Raw genomic sequence first — 16,905 nt, 5'->3', positions numbered from 1 at the left:
CTGAGGCCATCAGACCCAGCAGAAAGCAGAAGGCTCTATTTCCAGAGCGAATGGCCCATGCAGTCTGATCTCTTGAGCAGCAATGCCACTTGATCCATTCAAAACACAAAAAACCTCCCCATTTTCAGGGGAGGAGCGCAGCGTCAGCAAGCGGGTGGGGGTGGCAGGGGTTACTTGCGGGGTTGGGGGTAACCTTCAGCAGCCAGCACGGCTTTGGCCACGTGACGGCGCAGGCGGATGGTGTTGATGGGGTCGTGCTTGGTCAGGCGCTTGACCACAGCAAGGCTGGTGCGCAGGTCGTCGCCAGAGGCGATCATTTCCACGGCTTCACGGGCAAGGGTGGCGGCTTTCTCGGCGGCAGCCCAGGTGTAAAGCTGGGTCATTTCGACTTGCAGCTCGGGGTTGCCCAGTTTGCGGGTGCGCAGGAAAGCGGACTCGGCAGCGAAGGTGAGCATGGCGATGTCTGCAACTCGGGCGAGGATTTCCTGACGGCTTTCAATTTCCATGCCGTACTTCATGGTGGCGGTTCCGGCCACCATCAGGGCCAGTTTCTTGAGGTTTTTGATGGTGACTTCTTCCTGTGCCAGAGGACCTTCATCCACTTCGTCGAAGCTGGGTTCGAGGAGTTCGGCTTGCAGTTGCTGGGCGGCTTGCATGAGGGGGAGTTCACCCTTCATGGCGCGTTTCAGGAGCATGCTGGGGACCAAGAGGCGGTTGATTTCGTTGGTGCCTTCAAAGATGCGGTTGATGCGGCTGTCGCGGTAAGCTTGCTCGATGGGGTACTCGGAGCTGAAGCCGTAACCCCCGTGAATCTGCACCCCTTCGTCCACGGCGAAGTCCAGCAGTTCAGAGCCGAGCACTTTCAGCATGGAGGCTTCCACAGCGTACTCTTCGACGGCTTTCAGTTTGTCGAGGCCACCTTCCACAGCGGTGTCGATCAGACCCATCACGCGGTACAGGGCAGATTCCACAGCGTAGACGCGCAAAGCCATTTCGGCCAGTTTTTCCTGAATCATGCCGAAGTTGGCGATGGGCTGGTTGAACTGGTGGCGATCCAGAGCGTATTTGGTGCTGATTTTCAGGGCGTGTTTGGCTCCGCCCACCCCTCCGGCAGCCAGTTTGTAACGGCCCACGTTGAGGATGTTGAAAGCAATTTTGGCGCCCTGTCCCACTTTGCCCAGCAGGTTCTCCACAGGCACTTTGACGTTGTCCAGAATCAGTTGGCGGGTGGAGGAGGATTTGATGCCCATTTTGTGCTCTTCAGCACCAGTGGATACCCCTTCGAAGGAGCGCTCCACGAGGAACGCGCTGAATTTGTTGCCTTCGTCGGTTTTGACCTGTGCGAACACGGTGAACAGGTCTGCAAAGCCAGCGTTGGAGATCCACATTTTGGTGCCGTTCAGCACGTAGTGGGTGCCGTCTTCGGAAAGCACAGCGCTGGTTTTGGCGGCCTGAGCGTCGCTTCCGCTGCCGGGCTCGGTGAGGGCGTAAGCGGCGGCCATTTCAGCGCTGGCCAGTTTGGGCAGGTATTTGGCTTTTTGCTCTGGGCTGCCGAAGTACACGGTGGGCAGGCTGCCGATGGACTGGTGGGCACCGTAAGTCACGGAGAAGCCCCCAGTCTGGGCCAGACGCTCTGCGATCACCACGCTGACGGCTTTGGGCAGGTCCAGTCCGTCGTATTCTTCAGGGATTTCTGCGGCGGTCAGGCCGAGTTCTCCGGCTTTTTGCAGCAACTCAAGGTTCAGACCTTCGACTTTTTCTTCGAGGTCTTTCATGCGGGGCATCACGTCTTTGTCGATGAACGCCTGGGTGGTGTCAACGATCTGCTTGATGATGTCATCGAAATCTTCTGGGGTGTAAATGTTCTGGGGTTGGCTGTCCTGAATCAGGAACATTCCGCCTTTAAAAAGCTTGTTCTGGGTCGCAGTCATGTGGGGTCCTCCGCTGTGGGGTTGAATGTCCCTATTATATATACCGAGTACAAATTTGTACAGGGTTTACCCTCAAGACCAGAGCTTTCTCCCCCTCAAGAATCAGCAAATCACCCAAAATCAAGCAAGGGCTTCAGTTTTGCTGACCGGTCACCCACCAGAGCACCACCACCAGCAAAGCCAGATGAAACATCCCTATGACCCAGAACACCTTCTGGTAAGGGGCTTTGCTGGTCTTGTGGCGGTACACCCTCTGGGCCACGAAAGCCCCGAGCCATCCAAACGCCAGTTCAAGGGTGTGCAGGGTTTGCTCTGGCACCCTCCTGCGTCCCAGGCGGGCCTGTTTTTTGTCCTGCCCATACACCACAAAAGTCACCAGTCCCATCACCAGATGCAGACCCGCAAACACCAGCAAAACCCATTGAGAAAGATTCAAAGACATGAAGGCACAGTATACATCTGCATTTGAAAAAGTCTGAAGCAGAAATTCTGGTGGATCAGGGTAGATGCAAAGTCGCTGTTCGGGCGATGCAAACATAAAGAGCGTTCAGCCGTCAGCCATCAGCCAGAAGGAAAGTCTTCTTCCAGTCGGTTGAGCTTGCCAAACCTGATGGGGCTTTGCCTTTTGGTCTTGCTGCTGTCGAAAGCAAAAGCTTCTGGATCCGCTTTTCACTGAGCGCTGAAGGCTGACTGCTGACCGCTTTCTCAGTCGGCCTGCCAAACTTCAGACTTTGCGTTTACCCTGTCTGGTGGATTCAGATGGTCATTGGACCCTTCAGGGCCCATTCTTCATTCAGGCAACATCCAGACGTATCATCGAACCATGTCCGTCAGAATCCAGTGTTTGCATCATCTGCTGCAAGAGTCCAGCTTTGATCCTTGGGAATCGGTGTCCAGCATTTTGAAAGCCAGAGGACCAAGGGCCAACAGACTGCAACAGCACATTCTGGAGACCAAAAAGATGTACTGGGCTTTGATTGGGCAGATCACACCCATCAACACACCTCCAGATGAACTGCCCGAGATGCTGCTCTGGGAAATAGAGCAGGTTCAGTGTTTGTCTGAGGATGTGCTGGACTCTCCCCTGCTCTACTGTGGGCGGGAGATGACCGTGGAAGCTCTGGTGCGTTTGTCTGCACGGCACAGCGTGTGGCACGCTGGACAGGTGGCTTTGACCCGAATGGATTGATGTGTTGACAGTCCAACTTCAACGGTTTCTGTCTTTGCGGACAGGAATCCAGAGGGAAGGTCTGGGCGGATGCACCTCGGCACGGTCAAAAGAGCGCAGGATGGCCACCAGAATCAAGAGAATGGCCACCAGTACAGCGAAGACAACCATCACCTCATCCATGTGTTCAGTCTATGTAACTTTTCTGTATACTTCTGGACTTGGGATACGTTCTGGACAGGAAAATGTTTTCTTTTGCGGTAAAACACTCATCTTGATGGCCTCTGGATCCCCAAAAGGGATGTTTTGCCATTCCAGAGCCTTTTCTTGCAGGGTTCATGCGGGGCTTTGCAGAATCGGATACCATAAGGCCATTCATGACTCAGGTTCTTCCCATCGGCATGGTTTTAGGTACAGAAGAAGCCACCCCCCTGCAATTCTGGTTCTGGGTTGAGCCCGGTTCCAGCGTGCAACTCGATGACATGGTCACCCTCAGGACCACCAAGCCAGACGGCACCCGGGTCACCTACTTCGGGGTGGTGGATCAGGTGCGCAAACTGCACGAAGGGGTCGCTTTCGAATCCGACGTGCGGGACGTGCAGGCCGGAATCCTGCCCGTGAACACCTCTTACACCGCCCATGTGCTGGTCACCCGCGTGGACCCAGAGGAGTTCATCCCTCCCCACCCCGGCGATGAAGTGTTCATGGCTCTGGAAGAAGACCTCGAAAAAGCCCTGTATCAGGACCGCATGGAGTCCCGCCTGCCTGCCGGAGTGATGCGCAACGGCGAACCCGTGCACTTCAATTTTGACTTCCTGAACGGAGCCTCGGGAGCCCACGTCAACATCAGTGGGGTGTCCGGGGTGGCCACCAAAACCAGTTACGCCCTGTTTTTGCTGTACAGCATCTTCAATTCGCAGGCTCTGGGCGTGGACCGGGCCAACAGCAAAGCCGTGATTTTCAACGTCAAAGGCGAAGACCTGTTCTTTCTGGACCAGCCCAACAGCAAACTGGAAGACAAAGAAAGCAAAGTGGCCGCTGCCAGAGGGCTTCGTAAAGACCGCTATGCCCTGTGTGGCCTGCCCAAACGGCCTTTTGGGGATGTGCAGTTTCTGGCCCCTCCAAAAGCGGGCGGAGACGCCATCATTCCAGATGTGGAGCAGCGCAAATCGGGCGTGACCCCTTACATGTGGACCATCCGCGAATTCTGCCAGAAACGCCTGCTGCCTTACTGCTTTGCAGACAAAGACAGCAGCCTGAACCTGAAGTTCTTGATCGGCCAGATCGAAGAAAAGCTGTACCGGATGGTGGCCGCAGAAAACAGCACCACCCCTTACGTGGGGGTTGAAGACTGGCAATCCGACGATGAACAGCAAGCCATCGAACTCGGGCTGGATTTTGATGCACTGGGGAAAACCCGCATCACCACCTTTGCGCAACTGGTCAGTTACATCGAATACAAGCTGCTCGAACAAAACGAAGGCAACGGAGACCCGAGATGGGTGGGCAAACAGAACGTGGGCACCTTGCAGGCCTTCATCCGCAGGCTCAAAGGGGTGCAGAAGTACCTCTCTGGCCTGATTCGGGGCAACCTGACCGCCAAAGAAGCCGAGAAATACCGTGCCGATGTGCTCCGTCAGGGGGTGCAACTCAGCGTGGTGGACATCCACAGTCTGGACGCCCACGCCCAGATGTTCGTGGTGGGCGTGATCCTCAAAGAACTCTTCGAGAAAAAAGAAAAACAGGGACGCAAACCCTATGTCTTTGTGGTCCTTGACGAGTTGAACAAATACGCCCCCAGAGAGGGAGAAAGCCCCATCAAAGACGTACTGCTGGACATCGCAGAACGGGGACGTTCTCTGGGCATCATCCTGATCGGGGCACAGCAAACCGCCTCTGAAGTGGAACGGCGCATCACCTCCAACGCAGCCATTCGTGTGGTGGGTCGCCTTGATCCTGCCGAATCCGAGCGTCCAGAGTATCGCTTCTTACCATCGACCTACCGTCTTCGTGCCAGTATTTTGCAACCGGGGACCATGATTGTGCAGCAACCCGAGGTTCCCACCCCTGTGATGGTCACCTTTCCTTTTCCAGCATGGGCCACAAGGCTCGATGAAATGGTGGTCCAGCAGGACGACCAGAGCGCAGAAGATTGGCTGGCCTGAAGCCGAAAAGTCCCCATCAGGCGAGGCGTGTCCTCGCCTGTGTTTGTTGAGCAGCGCAAACCAATGGAAGGAGCACCATGGTTCTGGACGACACCCCTTTGAACACCCTCCTGAAAGAGTTGACCGAACGCAGGTCTGTGCGGGCCATTGCGAGGGTCGGCAGTTTTGGCACCCCCCTGCAATGGGCAGGAAGCTTGCCCCAGTTGCTGGTGGTGGACCGCAAAGTGCAAAGCCCAGCACAAGAAATCAAAAATGGCGTGGTGCTGCATCAGTTTCCCTACGAAGCTCTGGAACAGGGCAGCTTTCCCACAGGCTTGCTTGCCGAAGCCCGCATGGAATATGACCCCACCCGTCTGCTGAGCAAACAGCAAAAAAATCTGCCTGTGCCAGACCACAAACAGCTGGTCAAAAAAGGACAGGAACGCCTCAAAAAAATTCACCTGAACAAGCAAGCCGATTTCATCGAAGCCTTGCTGGTGTCCAGAGAAGTGTTTCTGGACCACGTCATCCCTCAGGTGCTGCCTCCTGAGCAGATATTTTGCAGCGACTTGCGTTTCCCAGAACACCTGCAAAACCGCCTGAGCCTGAGTGCGCCACAGGTTTTGAGCGCCCTGGAAGAACTGTTTGCCCTGAGGCACCCTGAAGAAGCCCCGGGGTTGCTGGCAGCCACACGCGGCCTGTCCTTGACCCAACAGGAAAAACGGGCCAGAGTCGCAGTGGAAGCGGGTTACCTGAGGGGCAGCATGTTTTACCTCAGGCAGCAAAGCACCCGCATCCACCGTGAATCCCTCAAACAATGGAACCACCTGCCCGCAGCACGGATTGAACGCCTCAATCAACTCTGGGGGCTGGAGCGCTCTCCTCTGGGGTGGGTGGCTGTGCATCTGGTGCAGGAATTTCTGTAGCCGAGAGCCGAGCTTGGGCAAATGCATCTGAGGGCGAGGCACGCCTCGCCCCTACGGTGGTGGTAACGGTGTTTCTGCCTTCTGCCTTTTTGCCCTCGGCTCTCGGCAGATCACAGACCCTACCCCTGCCATGTAACCCCCGATAAGATTCCTGTACGTTCATTCGTGAAATACTGAACCCATGACCATGCAGGAACGCAAATTCAAGCACCTCGAAGCCTGCTTGAGGGAAGATTCGCAATACCAGAGTGTGACCACCGGATTGGAAAAAGTGGCGTGGCCTTACCGTGCCCTGCCCGAGTTGAATTTGAACGACATCGATCTGCGCTGCACTTTTCTCGGGAAGCCCCTCTCTGCACCCATCCTGATTGGAGCCATGACTGGAGGCACCGAGCATGCTGCACGCATCAACCGCAACTTGGCTCTGGCTGCACAAGAACTCGGGATTGGCATGATGCTGGGGTCCCAGAGGGTGATGCTGGAACACCCGGAAGCCTCTTACAGCTTTCAGGTGCGTGAGCATGCCCCGGACATCCTCTTGATCGGGAACCTCGGGGTGGCACAGTTTTTGAAGGGGTACACCACCTCACACATCATCAAAGCCATTGGGGCAGTTCGGGCTGATGGGCTGGCTCTGCACACCAACCCTTTGCAAGAGGCCATGCAAGTGGGCGGAGACACAAATTTTCAGGGTGTCACCCAGGTCATGCAAGAACTGGTCAAGAAAAGTTGGTTCCCGATTGTGCTCAAAGAGGTGGGGCACGGCATTGGGAAAGCCACCGCTGAGCAAATCCAGCACATCCCTTTTGCTGCCGTGGATGTGGCCGGGGCCGGAGGCACCAGCTGGGCCAGAGTGGAAGATCTGGTGGCCAACGGCAAGGTGACCCAGCCCGATCTGTGCGAGATTGGCATTCCCACCGCTCAAGCCCTGCAAGAGACCCGCAGCGTTCTGCCCCACATGCCCCTGATTGCCTCTGGAGGGATTCGCAGTGGACTGGACGTCGCCAAATGCCTGATGATGGGCGCACAGGTGTGTGCCATTGCCCGTCCTCTGGTGGAGCCTGCCCTGCAAGGACCGGATGCGGTGTTGATGTACCTCCTCAAAATCATCCAGCAGCTCAAAACCGCTCTGTTTGTGGCAGGGATTGCCCATGTGGGAGACCTCACCCAGTTGGCCCCTGCTGAACCGCCACCTCCACCCAGTTATTTGCTGGAGTGAATGAAAGTGTGTAGTGGTGAGGCATGCCTCGCCCTTGCCGAAAACCAAAACATGTTCAAAACTGTCCTTCAAGCATGGGTTTGCAGAATGCCAAATCGAAATCATCTTGACTTTGCACCTCTGCTGGACTCTGTAGAATGTTCCCCATGAACCACAATTTCTGGCTGAATGAACTTGGTGCTTTGGAATCCAGCTTGCTGGCAGACCTGAACCACTGGCAAAACCCGGATTTCAAACCCCATGCAGGTGCAGATTCCCTGCTGTCCCTGACACGCAAACTGTGTGCCCTTCCAGAGGCTTACGCCCTGATTCTGGGTGGTGCTTCTGAAGCAGAGGTCCTGAAGGCCGCTCAGGGCGATCAGGAGGCCCACACCCCTCAGGCTCTGGGGCAACTGTTGCAGGTGGGTTTGCTGGCGTTCAGAAGTGCGTTCCTGCGCCTGCCAGAGATCGACATGAAAACCCGTGAAGTCAAGAATCCTCTGGGCGAGGACCAGACGGCGGTGGCCCTGACCATGGAACTCATCAAACGAATGCATGGGTTGAAGGGTCAGTTGGAGCTTTACCTGAAAATGGCTTGAGCACTACCAGAGCAACAAAAACGTGCCCCCACCTGTGTAGAGGTGGGGGTTTTCCAGCCAGAGGAAGCTTGTCAGATCAACGGCGTTTGTTGCGAACGGGAACGTAGAGTTTCTCGGGTTCTTGTCTGGGTGAGCTTGTCGAAGCGACCACCACCACACCCACCAAGAGAATCAAAATTGCTGCTTCGAGCACGGATGCTCACCTCCTGTGTCCTATGTATCCTCAGTCTAAAGGGACTCTCTGACAGTTTCCTGAACTCCGATTAAGGAATTCTTACTTTAATTTTCCTTCACGTGGACAGTGTTCTTCAGGCCTCAATTGGGGGGGTGTACTCGTGCTCTGGCACGTAACGGTACATGCGACCTGCCAGCAGAACCGTGATCAAAAATGCCCCGAGGCCCAGAGAGAGCATGCGTCCAACGTACAGCATCCAGTTGCTGTCATATGCCCCGAACAGGAAAGCACGCAGGGCTTTCACCAGATCGGTGATGGGGAGGTACTGGTGCAGGGTCTGGAACAGTTGAGGGGCCAACTCTACAGGATAAGCTCCGCCCGCAGAGGCCAGTTGCAACACCAAGAGGATCATGGCGAACATGCGTCCAGCATCTCCCAGCAGCATGATCAGCAGGATGATGATGCCGAACATGCACACGCTTCCCAGCAGGAGAATCCCATAGAAAGTGGCCGGATTGGGAACCGCCAGATGCAATCCCAGACGCATGCTGAGGGCCAGAATCAAACTCTGGATCAAGACCGCAATGAACGGGAGGGTGCTTTTGGCCAGCACTTTGGGGAGCCTGCTGGTGTTTTGCACGTTCTCAGGGAGCACGCGCAACCTGAAAATGAAACTGGTCAGCAAGGCACCCATCCAGAGCGACAGGGACATGAAGTAAGGCGCAAATGCACTTCCGTTGTTGCCCACTTTGTTGACGGCATTCTCTTTGACTTCAAAGGAGACCGCCAGAAACTCGGCTTTGGCATCGGGTTTTTCCACATTGGGGATTTTGCTGGCCAGTTCACTTGTACCATCGGCCAACTTTTTGACGCCTGCCAGCAGGTCGGTGTTGCCTTCCTTGACCTGATCTGCCCCCTGTTGCAGTTGAGACAGGCCACTGGACAGTTCAGCGGTTTTGTCACGCAGGGTTTTGATGCCAGATTCCAGCTTTTGCAAATCCCCAGATTTGGGGGTTTTGCTGTCCATCAGGGTCAGGGCTTCGCTGATTTGTTTCATTCCGCCGGTCAGGGTGGCCACGCCACTGCTCAAAGAGGCCGATCCTGCACTCAAGTCCGATGAGCCTTTGGCCAGTTCACTCAGGGGCTGATCCAGAGGGTTCTTTTGAGGCACCTGTGCAGCCATTTTTTGCAAACCTTCGGCCAGTTGCTGGGAACTGCTGGAAAGCTGCATCAGGGGACCGTCCAAAGGATTTTGCTCTGGGGTCTTTGCAGCGATTTGAGACAAACCTGCTGCCAGTTGCTGGGCACTGCTGCTGGCCTGTGTGATGGATGGACTCAGGTTGCTGCCAGAAGGCACCTGTGCAGAAATCTGCTGCAATCCTTTGGAAAGCTGATCTGCACCTTTGGCAGACTGCTGAATGGGTGCGTACAGGGGATTCTCTTGCGTCACCGAATCAGACAACTTTTTCAGGGCATCGGCCAGTTGTTGTGCACCTCTGGCAGATTGCTGAATGGGTGCATACAGAGGGTAATCTTCGGTTACAGAGCCAGACATCTGCCCGAGGCCTGCAGCCAGTTTGCTGCTGCCTTCCTTGACCTGCACAGCCCCTTTCTGCAGGGCATCCAGCTTGCTCTGGGCTGGGGTTTTGCTGGCAAGGGTGTGGATGCCTGTGCTCAGTTGTCCGACCCCAGAGGTCAATTTGGTGACCCCATCGGTGAGGGTTTTGGCCCCAGTGGTCAGGGCTTTGCCGCCACTGTTGGCCTTGGCCAGACCAGTGTCCAGTTTTTCGGTGCCATTCAGCAATTTGGCCGTGCCATCCTGCAGTTCTTTTGCCCCATTGGAAAGTTTGGTGGCAGCATCCTTGAGTTTTTTGATGTCATCGGCACTGGTGCCCAGTTTTTTGAGGGTGGTTTCCCAGCGTTTTTCGCTCAGTTGGGTGTTGAGTTCAAGGGCCAGTTCATTGGTGAAGCGCTTTCCAAGGGTGGCCGCAAGGTAACTGGAACCCTCTGAAACCGTCACATTCAGGTCGGCCTGCGCTTTGCCTGCAATGGCTTTGTCGCTGAGGTCTGCAGGAAGCTCCACCATGAAGTAGATGTCTCCCCTCTTCACTGCGTCTTGTGCCTCTCTGGTGGTGCGGTATTCCTTGAATTTGAATGGAGGATCTTTGCGGATCTCTTCCAGAGCCTCTTTCCCGAGGTTGTAGCTTTCCCCTTCAAACACTGTTCCTTTGTCGAGGTTCACGATTCCAGCAGGCAAGGATTTGGTCTGACCATACGGATCCCACACGCTGGACAGGTAGGTGACGCTGTAAATGGTCGGAATGACCGCGATCAGGACCATCGCTGCATACAGTTTTTTCTCTTTGCCAAAGAGCTTGAGTTCCTCTTTCAGCACCCTCCGATAGTCAGAGCCGAATTTCCTGAACATCATTCGCCTTCCAGAACTTCACGGAATTTTTGTTTGAGGATGTCGGTCAGGACTTTCTGGGGCACAATGGCCACCCCACCAAACAGGCTGGAAATCACCAGCATTTTGTCGCCGGGCTGGATGCCAAATTTCTCTCTGGCTTCCTGAGGGATGGCGATCTGTCCTCTTTCGCCGACGGTCACGGTTCCAAAAAATTGCACTTCGAGGTCGCTCATGAACTCAGTCTAAAATTGTTGCTCAATCATGTCAATCATACTGATCATATTGGTATGTATCAGAATGGGTGACAGGGGTAGGGCAGTGGAGGGGCTCGGCAAGCCTTACCTTTAGCCGAGAGCCGAGAGCCGAGAGCATCGTGCGATACGCGAAAACATGGTCAAGGGGATTTGTAGGGGCGTAGCGTGCAAGTTCACCAACTTGCAGTGAACTGTTCTGCACAAGAAGCGTGCAAGGAGACCAATACGCGGTCTCCTGTTCTGCACAAGAAGCGTGCTACGGCCTTCATGGCTTTGGCCAAAGCTTTTTTAGCCCTCGGCTCTCGGCCCTCGGCATCTGTGCTTCTGCTTTCAGCCAAAGCTTTCTCTGCCCTCGGTCCTATTTTGGCCCTCAGCGGGCGAAGCCCCACCGCTTGTGAATCACAGCACGAATTTTGGATCTAAAAAGTGTTAAGCTGTCTGGCATGAAGTACATCCGTGACCCCGAGCTGATCCCCATCGCCGAAAAAGTCGAAGAGGGACAGAGGCTGTCTTTTGAAGAAGGCCTCAAGCTCTACCACACACCGGACCTCAACACCCTTGCCCGCCTTGCCAATCTGGTCCGGGAACGCAAATTCGGGGACAAAACCTACTACGTGCACTCCCTGCGCCTGTCCCAGACCAACATTTGTTATGTGGGATGCACATTCTGTGGCTTTGCTGCCCACATGAACGAGGAAAGGGCATGGGACTGGGACATCGAGGACGTGCTGAAGTTTGTCCGTGACCGTTATCAACCCGGACTCACCGAAATCCACATTTCCAGTGGTCACCATCCCAAAAAACCTTGGAGCTACTACCTCGAACTGGTGCGTGCCCTCAAAGACAACTTTCCGGGTGTGCAGGTCAAAGCGTGGACCGCTGCCGAAATCTGGCACTTCACCAAAATTGCCAAGCTGTCCGTGCGTGAAGTGCTGACCCAGCTCAAAGAAGCCGGTCTGGATGCCATGCCCGGAGGCGGAGCAGAAATCTTTGCAGAGCGGGTCCGCAAGCAAATTGCCAGAGCCAAAGTCAATGCAGACAACTGGCTGGACGTGCACCGCACCGCCCACCAGATCGGCCTGCGCACCAATGCCACCATGCTGTACGGTCACATCGAAACGCTGGATGAGCGTCTGGACCACATGCACCGCCTGCGCGACCTGCAAGACGAAACCGGAGGCTTCTACAGTTTCATTCCGCTGGCCTTCCAGCCCATGAACAACAGCCTCGCCATGAACCTCGGGAAAACCGATTACACCACCGGCCTCGATGACCTGAGGAACCTTGCGGTGGCCCGGATTTACCTCGACAACTTCGACCACATCAAAGGCTACTGGATCCAAATTTCCCCAGAGCTCACCCAGGTGGCTCTGGATTGGGGGGTCACGGACATCGACGGCACCATCATCGAGGAGAAAATCTCCCACGCTGCCGGGGCCACTTCCGAAGTGGGCACCACCGAAGAGTCCCTCAGAAACCTGATCCTGAAGGCCGGACGCACCCCGGTGCTGCGCGACGCCCTGTACAACGAGCTGAAAATCGGCTCTGGCAGCGCTGCGGATTGAGTCGCCAACAACCCTGTAGGGGCGAGGCATGCCTCGCCCTTGTCAGACACGCTGTTTTGTGTGCCATGTCAACGCTCTGGATAGGAACCCCAACATGTCCAAACCCTACAAAATCGGGCTGATCGACTTTGCCAACGTCGCACCCATCAACGAACACCTGCCCGAGTCGGACCTGTACGAGATCCATCGGGGGGTGCCCACCGAAATGAACCGCCAGTTGCTCTCGGGCGAGATCGATCTGGCCAACATCAGCAGTTTTGAGTTCCTGCAAAACGCCGATGTGCTGTCTGCGCTGCCGGATTTCAGCGTGAGTGTGCTGGGTCCGGTGTACAGCGTGAACCTGTTTCACAACGTGAAATGGGAGGACCTGCAAGGCCAGAAGATCGCCCTGACCACCCAGAGCGCCACCAGTGTGAAGTTGCTGGAGGTGTTGCTGCAACTCAGCCACCTTGAAGTGACCTTGGAACGCAATGAGGGAACCGTTCAAGATTTGCTGGACGCAGGTTACGCGGGGGTCTTGAAAATCGGAGACAACGCCTTGCGGGAGTGGTATGCGTTGTGTGGACCTCTGGACACCTATGCCAGCGTCTGGGACATCCCCAGTGGCCGGGATGGCATCGAAGTCACGGACCTGAGCATGCGCTGGTACGACCATTTTGGTTTGCCCTTTGCTTTTGCCGTGTGGGCTTACCGCACCCCTCCCCCACCCGAGTTGGTGCGCAACCTCCGCATGGCCCGGCGCATCGGTCTGGGATCACTGGCAGAGGTTGCTGCACGCAACGCCCAGAAACTGGATTTGCCTGAGTTCATCGTGCAGCATTACCTGTGGAACTTCCGGTACCATCTGGAAAAACCGGACCGCTCTGGACTCCTGAAATTTGCTGAATTGGTGGGCGTCTCTGGAGAAAAATTGCGTTTTTCGGAGTGATGGACATTCAGGGGGGTCTTTCCTCTGAATGGCGGATGAAAGGCCCATGGATTTTGAATCATGGCGTCTTCAGGAAAATTGGGCTGCGAAAGCAGATAATGGGGACATGACCCTCGAAGATTACCTGAAAAAGCACAATTACACCATTGAAATCATTGAAGCAGGCCGGGACCAGGGGTACCTTGTGCATTTCAGGGAAAAGCGCGAGGACCGCCCGGACCTGATCCACAACGATGTGCCCACCCAACCGCAACCCACCCCCGAGTTGGCTTTGCTGCAACTCCGTGAGCACATTGAAGGGCTTGCAGCAGACAACCGCTCCTTGAGCGCCCCTCCGATGGTCTGGACCTATGCACACGGCAAAAAAGCGGTGGGATGGGCTCTGGAGTCCGGTCACTATGAGTACTTCGCCCGCAATCAGGAAGAAGCCGAAATCTATGCCGACCTGATCGCCAGAGCCGCCCGTGACCTGTCTTTGCTGGTCAAGACCGATTTCAACCGCGAGAAGTGCAGGATTGAAATGGAATTGCGTGGCATTGGTAAAATGGGGTCTTACACGGTGCTGGTGGATTTTGAACCTTCGTCTATGGGACCAAAAGAAGACATCCTCAGCATCCAGTGATCCCTCAGCCATCCCCATGACCCTCAAGGAGTCCCATGCCCACCTTCATCGTCTCTGGAACACCGGGCACCGGAAAAAGCACGGTGTGCAAAGCCCTTTTGCAACATTACGACACAGGCATACACCTGCCTGTCGATGATTTTCGTGAATTTGTGGTTTCTGGGATGGCCCATCCTGTGCCAGAGTGGACCCCGGAAACCTCCAGACAGTTTTTGCTTGCCCGTCAGGCGGTGGGCAAAGTGGCCATGCTTTACCATCTGGTCGGCTTTGCGGTGGCCATTGACGATGTGCTTGGTCCCGGCGACGAAAAAGCCTTTGACTTGCATCTGGCCCCACACAAAATCCTGCTCAGGGCCGATCTGGAGGTGGTGCTGGAACGCAACCGCCAGAGGAGCAACAAACATTTCGACACCCGCATCCTTGAAGGGGTCATCACAGACCTGCATGCCATTCAGGACGTGGAGGCGCACCTGCTGCATGGCTGGCATGTGATCGACACCACCCACCTGACGGTGTTTGAAACGGTGATGGCCATTCGGGCGGCCACGCAAGCCTGATACACTGGTCAACCATGGATGCCAGATTCAAAAAAGCCGTGATGCAGGTGGTGCTCGGAATTCCTTATGGTCAGACCATGAGTTATGGCGGGGTGGCTCTGGAAGCAGGGTATCCCGGTTATGCCAGACATGTGGGCAACTTGCTGGCCGGACTTTCAGAGGAAGAAGCCCCAGAGGTTCCGTGGCATCGGGTCATCAATGCATCCAGAGGACTCAGCACCCACCGCAGGGGCATCGGAGACCTGCAAAAGAAGCTGCTGGAATCTGAAGGGGTGGAGTTCAAGGGTGAGCGGGTGTCAAAAGCGCATTTTCTGGGTTGATCAACGCCGCATGGCCACCAGAAAACGGTCCTGTCCGGTCAGGTCTGGACACACTTCAGAAGCGCACCAGAGTTGAAACGGCAACTCTGCCTGAAGCACCTTCACATTTCTGGGATCAAGTTCCAGAGCCAGAATGCCGCCTGACTTCAACCGCTGGCTGGCCCCATGCACAATCCGGCGGGCCAGAGCCAACCCATCGTTGCCTGAGTACAGCGCCACATTGGACTCGTACTTGAGTTCAGGCATTTCGACGGCTTCATCTGCCTCTGGAAGGTAGGGCGGGTTGGACACAATGATGTCGAACAAACCGTCCTGATCTGCGAAAAGGTCTCCCTGCACAGCTTGCAGTTGCAATTCCAGAGCCAGAGCGTTTTCTCGGGCCAGACGCACACAGTCCGGGTTGATGTCGGTGGCGGTCACATCGGCAAATGGGATTTCATGGAGCAAAGCGAGGGCCACCGCCCCTGTGCCTGTACCAATGTCCAGAATTCTGGGCCGCAGCTTGACGTTGCGTTCCAGCACCAGAGACACCAGCGTTTCGGTCTCGGGTCTGGGAATCAGGATGCCCTCTTTGACCTTCAGGCGCAGCCCATAAAAATGGGTGTAGCCGAGCAGCAGTTGCAAAGGCTCGCGGTTGGCCCGGCGCTGCATGTAATCCTGCAGGATGTTCCACTCGGCCACCTCCAGAAAAACGTGTCGGTCCATCAATTGACGGATTCTGGAGAGGCCGGTCACATGTTCCATCAGGAATTCAGCGTCCACCTGTGGCGAGGGAATCCCTGCCACGGTGAACACTTCAATCATGTGTTTGAGTGCCTGACCCACCGTGAACGACATCAAGATGGGTTGCTCAGGCAGGTTTGACGATGATGTGACGGTCTTTGCCTTCACCAACAGATTCGGTGGTGACCCCGCCCATCTCTTTGAGGGTCATGTGGATGATGCGGCGGTCCGAGGCTGGAATGGGATCCATCTCAAAAGGCTCGCCGGTTTTCATGACCTGCTGGGCAATGCGCTCTGCAAGTTGCACCAGTTTGTCTTCATGGCGACGGCGGAATCCGGCTGCATCGAGGTGCAAGCGCAGATCGTTGCGGCCTGCTTCTTTGGCGAGCAGGGTGTAACACATCACTTCCAGCGCAGCCAGCACCCGTCCGTCACGGCCAATCATCTTGGCGGCATGCACGCCAGAAATGTCGGCGTAAATCACGTTTTCCTGCATGCGAACTTTCACAGTGAGACCGGGATCGACGCGCTCACAGAGGCCTTTCAGGAATTGCTCCACCACTTCCTGAGGGTTGATGTTGTACTCAATCGGAGAGCTTGGGCTCTGGTAGGCTGTGTCCAGATCAATCGGGCTTTCATCAGCGCTGTCGCTGATCCCGAGACCGGCCAGGTAGTCGTCAAGATTGGTCTTCTTTTCCATCTGGTCCTTAGTTTACTGCAGTTTTGACTGCAAGTGCAGGGTCGAATGACGCAAATGGATCCCAGAGAACTTCATTCCAAAACCCCAGTTTTGATTTGCAGTTCAACCCGTGATCCATTGTCGGGCCTGAATGTCTTCGATGGCCTGCACACCCAATTCAATCAGGGTTTTGCCTTCACGGTTCTGGCTCTGGTGGTGGGTTTCGTCTTGCTGAATGGCCTCCAGAATCTCGGAAATGGCTTCCATGCCTGCCACTTTGCCCAGAGCCTCTACTGCAGCACAACGCACTTCATCCGAAGGGTCTGTTTCCAAAGCTTGCAACAACAGGTCCGTGGTTTTGGGATCTGGAAAAGTGGCAAGGTAGCCCACAAAATCCAGACGCACCTCCTCCAGAGGGTGCTGCAGCAGGTGTTCGCCGGTTTGCACGGTCCACTCGGGATCAAGATTGAAAGCAATGCCCATGGCCCCATGCACCAGAGCAGGTTGCTCAGAAGTCAGCAGGGCGTTCAAGTGAACCCTGGCCAGAGGATCTTGTTGCAGGTGGTTCAGGACAACATCGAATTCCTCTGGGAGGCGGTTTTCAAGCAGGATGTTTTGCAGGTCTTCAAAAAGCATTTTCTGATTGTACTGGAAGAAAAACCACCCTCCTGAATCAGGAGGGTGGCCGTTGGGGGGAGAAGGTTTT

18 protein-coding genes are annotated in these 16,905 nt (G+C 55.5%); 10 read left to right on the top strand and 8 right to left on the bottom strand.

Features of this window, described 5'->3' with window-relative positions; translation table 11 throughout:
- Positions 1 to 170: 170 nt before the first annotated feature.
- Entirely contained in the window at positions 171 to 1,931 is a 1,761-nt protein-coding gene (locus Q371_RS08505) for an acyl-CoA dehydrogenase family protein (RefSeq protein WP_034338847.1), read from the bottom strand.
- Between the two features lie 133 nt (positions 1,932 to 2,064).
- Positions 2,065 to 2,373 (bottom strand): DUF1294 domain-containing protein, encoded by a 309-nt coding sequence (locus tag Q371_RS08500; protein ID WP_034339016.1) that lies wholly within the window; start codon positions 2,371 to 2,373, stop codon positions 2,065 to 2,067.
- Positions 2,374 to 2,754: 381 nt separating this feature from the next.
- Between Q371_RS08500 and Q371_RS08495 the strand changes: the two genes are divergently transcribed.
- Positions 2,755 to 3,120: a hypothetical protein gene (locus Q371_RS08495; RefSeq protein ID WP_034338845.1), complete on the top strand. Its 366-nt coding sequence runs from the start codon at positions 2,755 to 2,757 to the stop codon at positions 3,118 to 3,120.
- Positions 3,121 to 3,138: 18 nt separating this feature from the next.
- Here the strand turns inward: Q371_RS08495 and Q371_RS26905 are convergent, their stop codons facing one another.
- Entirely contained in the window at positions 3,139 to 3,282 is a 144-nt protein-coding gene (locus Q371_RS26905) for a hypothetical protein (RefSeq protein WP_157442598.1), read from the bottom strand.
- A 194-nt stretch (positions 3,283 to 3,476) separates the two neighbouring features.
- Between Q371_RS26905 and Q371_RS08490 the strand changes: the two genes are divergently transcribed.
- The 4 genes from Q371_RS08490 to Q371_RS08475 all read left to right on the top strand — a co-directional run bounded on the left by Q371_RS08490 (position 3,477) and on the right by Q371_RS08475 (position 7,966).
- Positions 3,477 to 5,264, top strand: coding sequence for an ATP-binding protein (locus tag Q371_RS08490; RefSeq protein WP_034338844.1), 1,788 nt, complete (start codon positions 3,477 to 3,479; stop codon positions 5,262 to 5,264).
- 77 nt (positions 5,265 to 5,341) lie between these two features.
- Positions 5,342 to 6,169, top strand: a complete 828-nt coding sequence (locus tag Q371_RS08485; RefSeq protein ID WP_034338842.1) for a hypothetical protein — start codon at positions 5,342 to 5,344, stop codon at positions 6,167 to 6,169.
- A gap of 181 nt (positions 6,170 to 6,350) precedes the next feature.
- A complete protein-coding gene (fni, locus tag Q371_RS08480; protein WP_051963775.1) occupies positions 6,351 to 7,388 on the top strand; it encodes a type 2 isopentenyl-diphosphate Delta-isomerase in 1,038 nt (345 codons plus the stop codon).
- Between the two features lie 146 nt (positions 7,389 to 7,534).
- Positions 7,535 to 7,966, top strand: a complete 432-nt coding sequence (locus Q371_RS08475; protein WP_034338838.1) for a hypothetical protein — start codon at positions 7,535 to 7,537, stop codon at positions 7,964 to 7,966.
- Between the two features lie 308 nt (positions 7,967 to 8,274).
- On the opposite strand, the gene Q371_RS08470 is transcribed toward Q371_RS08475, so the two are convergent.
- Positions 8,275 to 10,572, bottom strand: a complete 2,298-nt coding sequence (locus tag Q371_RS08470; RefSeq protein WP_034338835.1) for a YhgE/Pip domain-containing protein — start codon at positions 10,570 to 10,572, stop codon at positions 8,275 to 8,277.
- A complete protein-coding gene (locus tag Q371_RS08465; protein WP_034338832.1) occupies positions 10,569 to 10,784 on the bottom strand; it encodes an AbrB/MazE/SpoVT family DNA-binding domain-containing protein in 216 nt (71 codons plus the stop codon). The genes Q371_RS08470 and Q371_RS08465 overlap by 4 nt, the downstream gene beginning before the upstream one ends.
- Positions 10,785 to 11,248: 464 nt before the next feature.
- On the opposite strand from Q371_RS08465, the gene mqnE reads away from it, so the two are divergent.
- From mqnE to Q371_RS08440, 5 genes are all read left to right on the top strand, one after another.
- Positions 11,249 to 12,370 carry an aminofutalosine synthase MqnE gene (mqnE, locus tag Q371_RS08460; RefSeq protein WP_034338829.1) on the top strand — a complete coding sequence of 374 codons (1,122 nt, stop codon included), beginning with the start codon at positions 11,249 to 11,251 and terminating at the stop codon, positions 12,368 to 12,370.
- Between the two features lie 94 nt (positions 12,371 to 12,464).
- Complete coding sequence (locus tag Q371_RS08455) at positions 12,465 to 13,298, top strand: menaquinone biosynthetic enzyme MqnA/MqnD family protein (protein WP_034338826.1); 834 nt, start codon at positions 12,465 to 12,467, stop codon at positions 13,296 to 13,298.
- Positions 13,299 to 13,404: 106 nt separating this feature from the next.
- The gene (locus tag Q371_RS08450; protein WP_034338822.1) at positions 13,405 to 13,920 is read left to right on the top strand and encodes a hypothetical protein; all 516 of its coding nucleotides are present in this window, start codon (positions 13,405 to 13,407) and stop codon (positions 13,918 to 13,920) included.
- A 35-nt stretch (positions 13,921 to 13,955) separates the two neighbouring features.
- A complete protein-coding gene (locus Q371_RS08445) occupies positions 13,956 to 14,477 on the top strand; it encodes an AAA family ATPase (RefSeq protein ID WP_034338819.1) in 522 nt (173 codons plus the stop codon).
- Between the two features lie 14 nt (positions 14,478 to 14,491).
- A complete protein-coding gene (locus Q371_RS08440; RefSeq protein WP_051963772.1) occupies positions 14,492 to 14,797 on the top strand; it encodes an MGMT family protein in 306 nt (101 codons plus the stop codon).
- Here Q371_RS08440 and prmC read toward each other — a convergent pair whose 3' ends face one another.
- The 3 genes from prmC to Q371_RS08425 all read right to left on the bottom strand — a co-directional run bounded on the left by prmC (position 14,798) and on the right by Q371_RS08425 (position 16,835).
- A complete protein-coding gene (prmC, locus tag Q371_RS08435; RefSeq protein ID WP_051963770.1) occupies positions 14,798 to 15,634 on the bottom strand; it encodes a peptide chain release factor N(5)-glutamine methyltransferase in 837 nt (278 codons plus the stop codon). It lies immediately after the preceding gene.
- A 13-nt stretch (positions 15,635 to 15,647) separates the two neighbouring features.
- On the bottom strand, positions 15,648 to 16,220 hold the full coding sequence (locus tag Q371_RS08430) for a Jag family protein (protein ID WP_034338816.1): 573 nt from the start codon (positions 16,218 to 16,220) through the stop codon (positions 15,648 to 15,650).
- A 102-nt stretch (positions 16,221 to 16,322) separates the two neighbouring features.
- Positions 16,323 to 16,835 (bottom strand): HEAT repeat domain-containing protein, encoded by a 513-nt coding sequence (locus tag Q371_RS08425; protein ID WP_034338813.1) that lies wholly within the window; start codon positions 16,833 to 16,835, stop codon positions 16,323 to 16,325.
- Between the last annotated feature and the right edge of the window lie 70 nt (positions 16,836 to 16,905).

Source organism: Deinococcus misasensis DSM 22328 (assembly GCF_000745915.1).
GTDB classification, from domain to species: Bacteria; Deinococcota; Deinococci; order Deinococcales; family Deinococcaceae; genus Deinococcus_C; species Deinococcus_C misasensis.
Note: the sequence above shows the minus strand (reverse complement) of the source record. Positions and strands in the feature narration are given on the sequence as shown.

Coding starts and splice junctions, on each gene's coding strand:
- Q371_RS08470 (WP_034338835.1), bottom strand. CDS start 10,572: ATGATGTTCAGGAAATTCGGCTCTGACTATCGGAGGGTGCTGAAAGAG.
- Q371_RS08455 (WP_034338826.1), top strand. CDS start 12,465: ATGTCCAAACCCTACAAAATCGGGCTGATCGACTTTGCCAACGTCGCA.
- Q371_RS08505 (WP_034338847.1), bottom strand. CDS start 1,931: ATGACTGCGACCCAGAACAAGCTTTTTAAAGGCGGAATGTTCCTGATT.
- Q371_RS08500 (WP_034339016.1), bottom strand. CDS start 2,373: ATGTCTTTGAATCTTTCTCAATGGGTTTTGCTGGTGTTTGCGGGTCTG.
- Q371_RS08495 (WP_034338845.1), top strand. CDS start 2,755: ATGTCCGTCAGAATCCAGTGTTTGCATCATCTGCTGCAAGAGTCCAGC.
- Q371_RS08475 (WP_034338838.1), top strand. CDS start 7,535: ATGAACCACAATTTCTGGCTGAATGAACTTGGTGCTTTGGAATCCAGC.
- Q371_RS08450 (WP_034338822.1), top strand. CDS start 13,405: ATGACCCTCGAAGATTACCTGAAAAAGCACAATTACACCATTGAAATC.
- prmC (WP_051963770.1), bottom strand. CDS start 15,634: ATGTCGTTCACGGTGGGTCAGGCACTCAAACACATGATTGAAGTGTTC.
- Q371_RS08490 (WP_034338844.1), top strand. CDS start 3,477: ATGACTCAGGTTCTTCCCATCGGCATGGTTTTAGGTACAGAAGAAGCC.
- Q371_RS08440 (WP_051963772.1), top strand. CDS start 14,492: ATGGATGCCAGATTCAAAAAAGCCGTGATGCAGGTGGTGCTCGGAATT.
- Q371_RS26905 (WP_157442598.1), bottom strand. CDS start 3,282: ATGGATGAGGTGATGGTTGTCTTCGCTGTACTGGTGGCCATTCTCTTG.
- fni (WP_051963775.1), top strand. CDS start 6,351: ATGACCATGCAGGAACGCAAATTCAAGCACCTCGAAGCCTGCTTGAGG.
- Q371_RS08485 (WP_034338842.1), top strand. CDS start 5,342: ATGGTTCTGGACGACACCCCTTTGAACACCCTCCTGAAAGAGTTGACC.
- Q371_RS08430 (WP_034338816.1), bottom strand. CDS start 16,220: ATGGAAAAGAAGACCAATCTTGACGACTACCTGGCCGGTCTCGGGATC.
- Q371_RS08425 (WP_034338813.1), bottom strand. CDS start 16,835: ATGCTTTTTGAAGACCTGCAAAACATCCTGCTTGAAAACCGCCTCCCA.
- mqnE (WP_034338829.1), top strand. CDS start 11,249: ATGAAGTACATCCGTGACCCCGAGCTGATCCCCATCGCCGAAAAAGTC.
- Q371_RS08465 (WP_034338832.1), bottom strand. CDS start 10,784: ATGAGCGACCTCGAAGTGCAATTTTTTGGAACCGTGACCGTCGGCGAA.
- Q371_RS08445 (WP_034338819.1), top strand. CDS start 13,956: ATGCCCACCTTCATCGTCTCTGGAACACCGGGCACCGGAAAAAGCACG.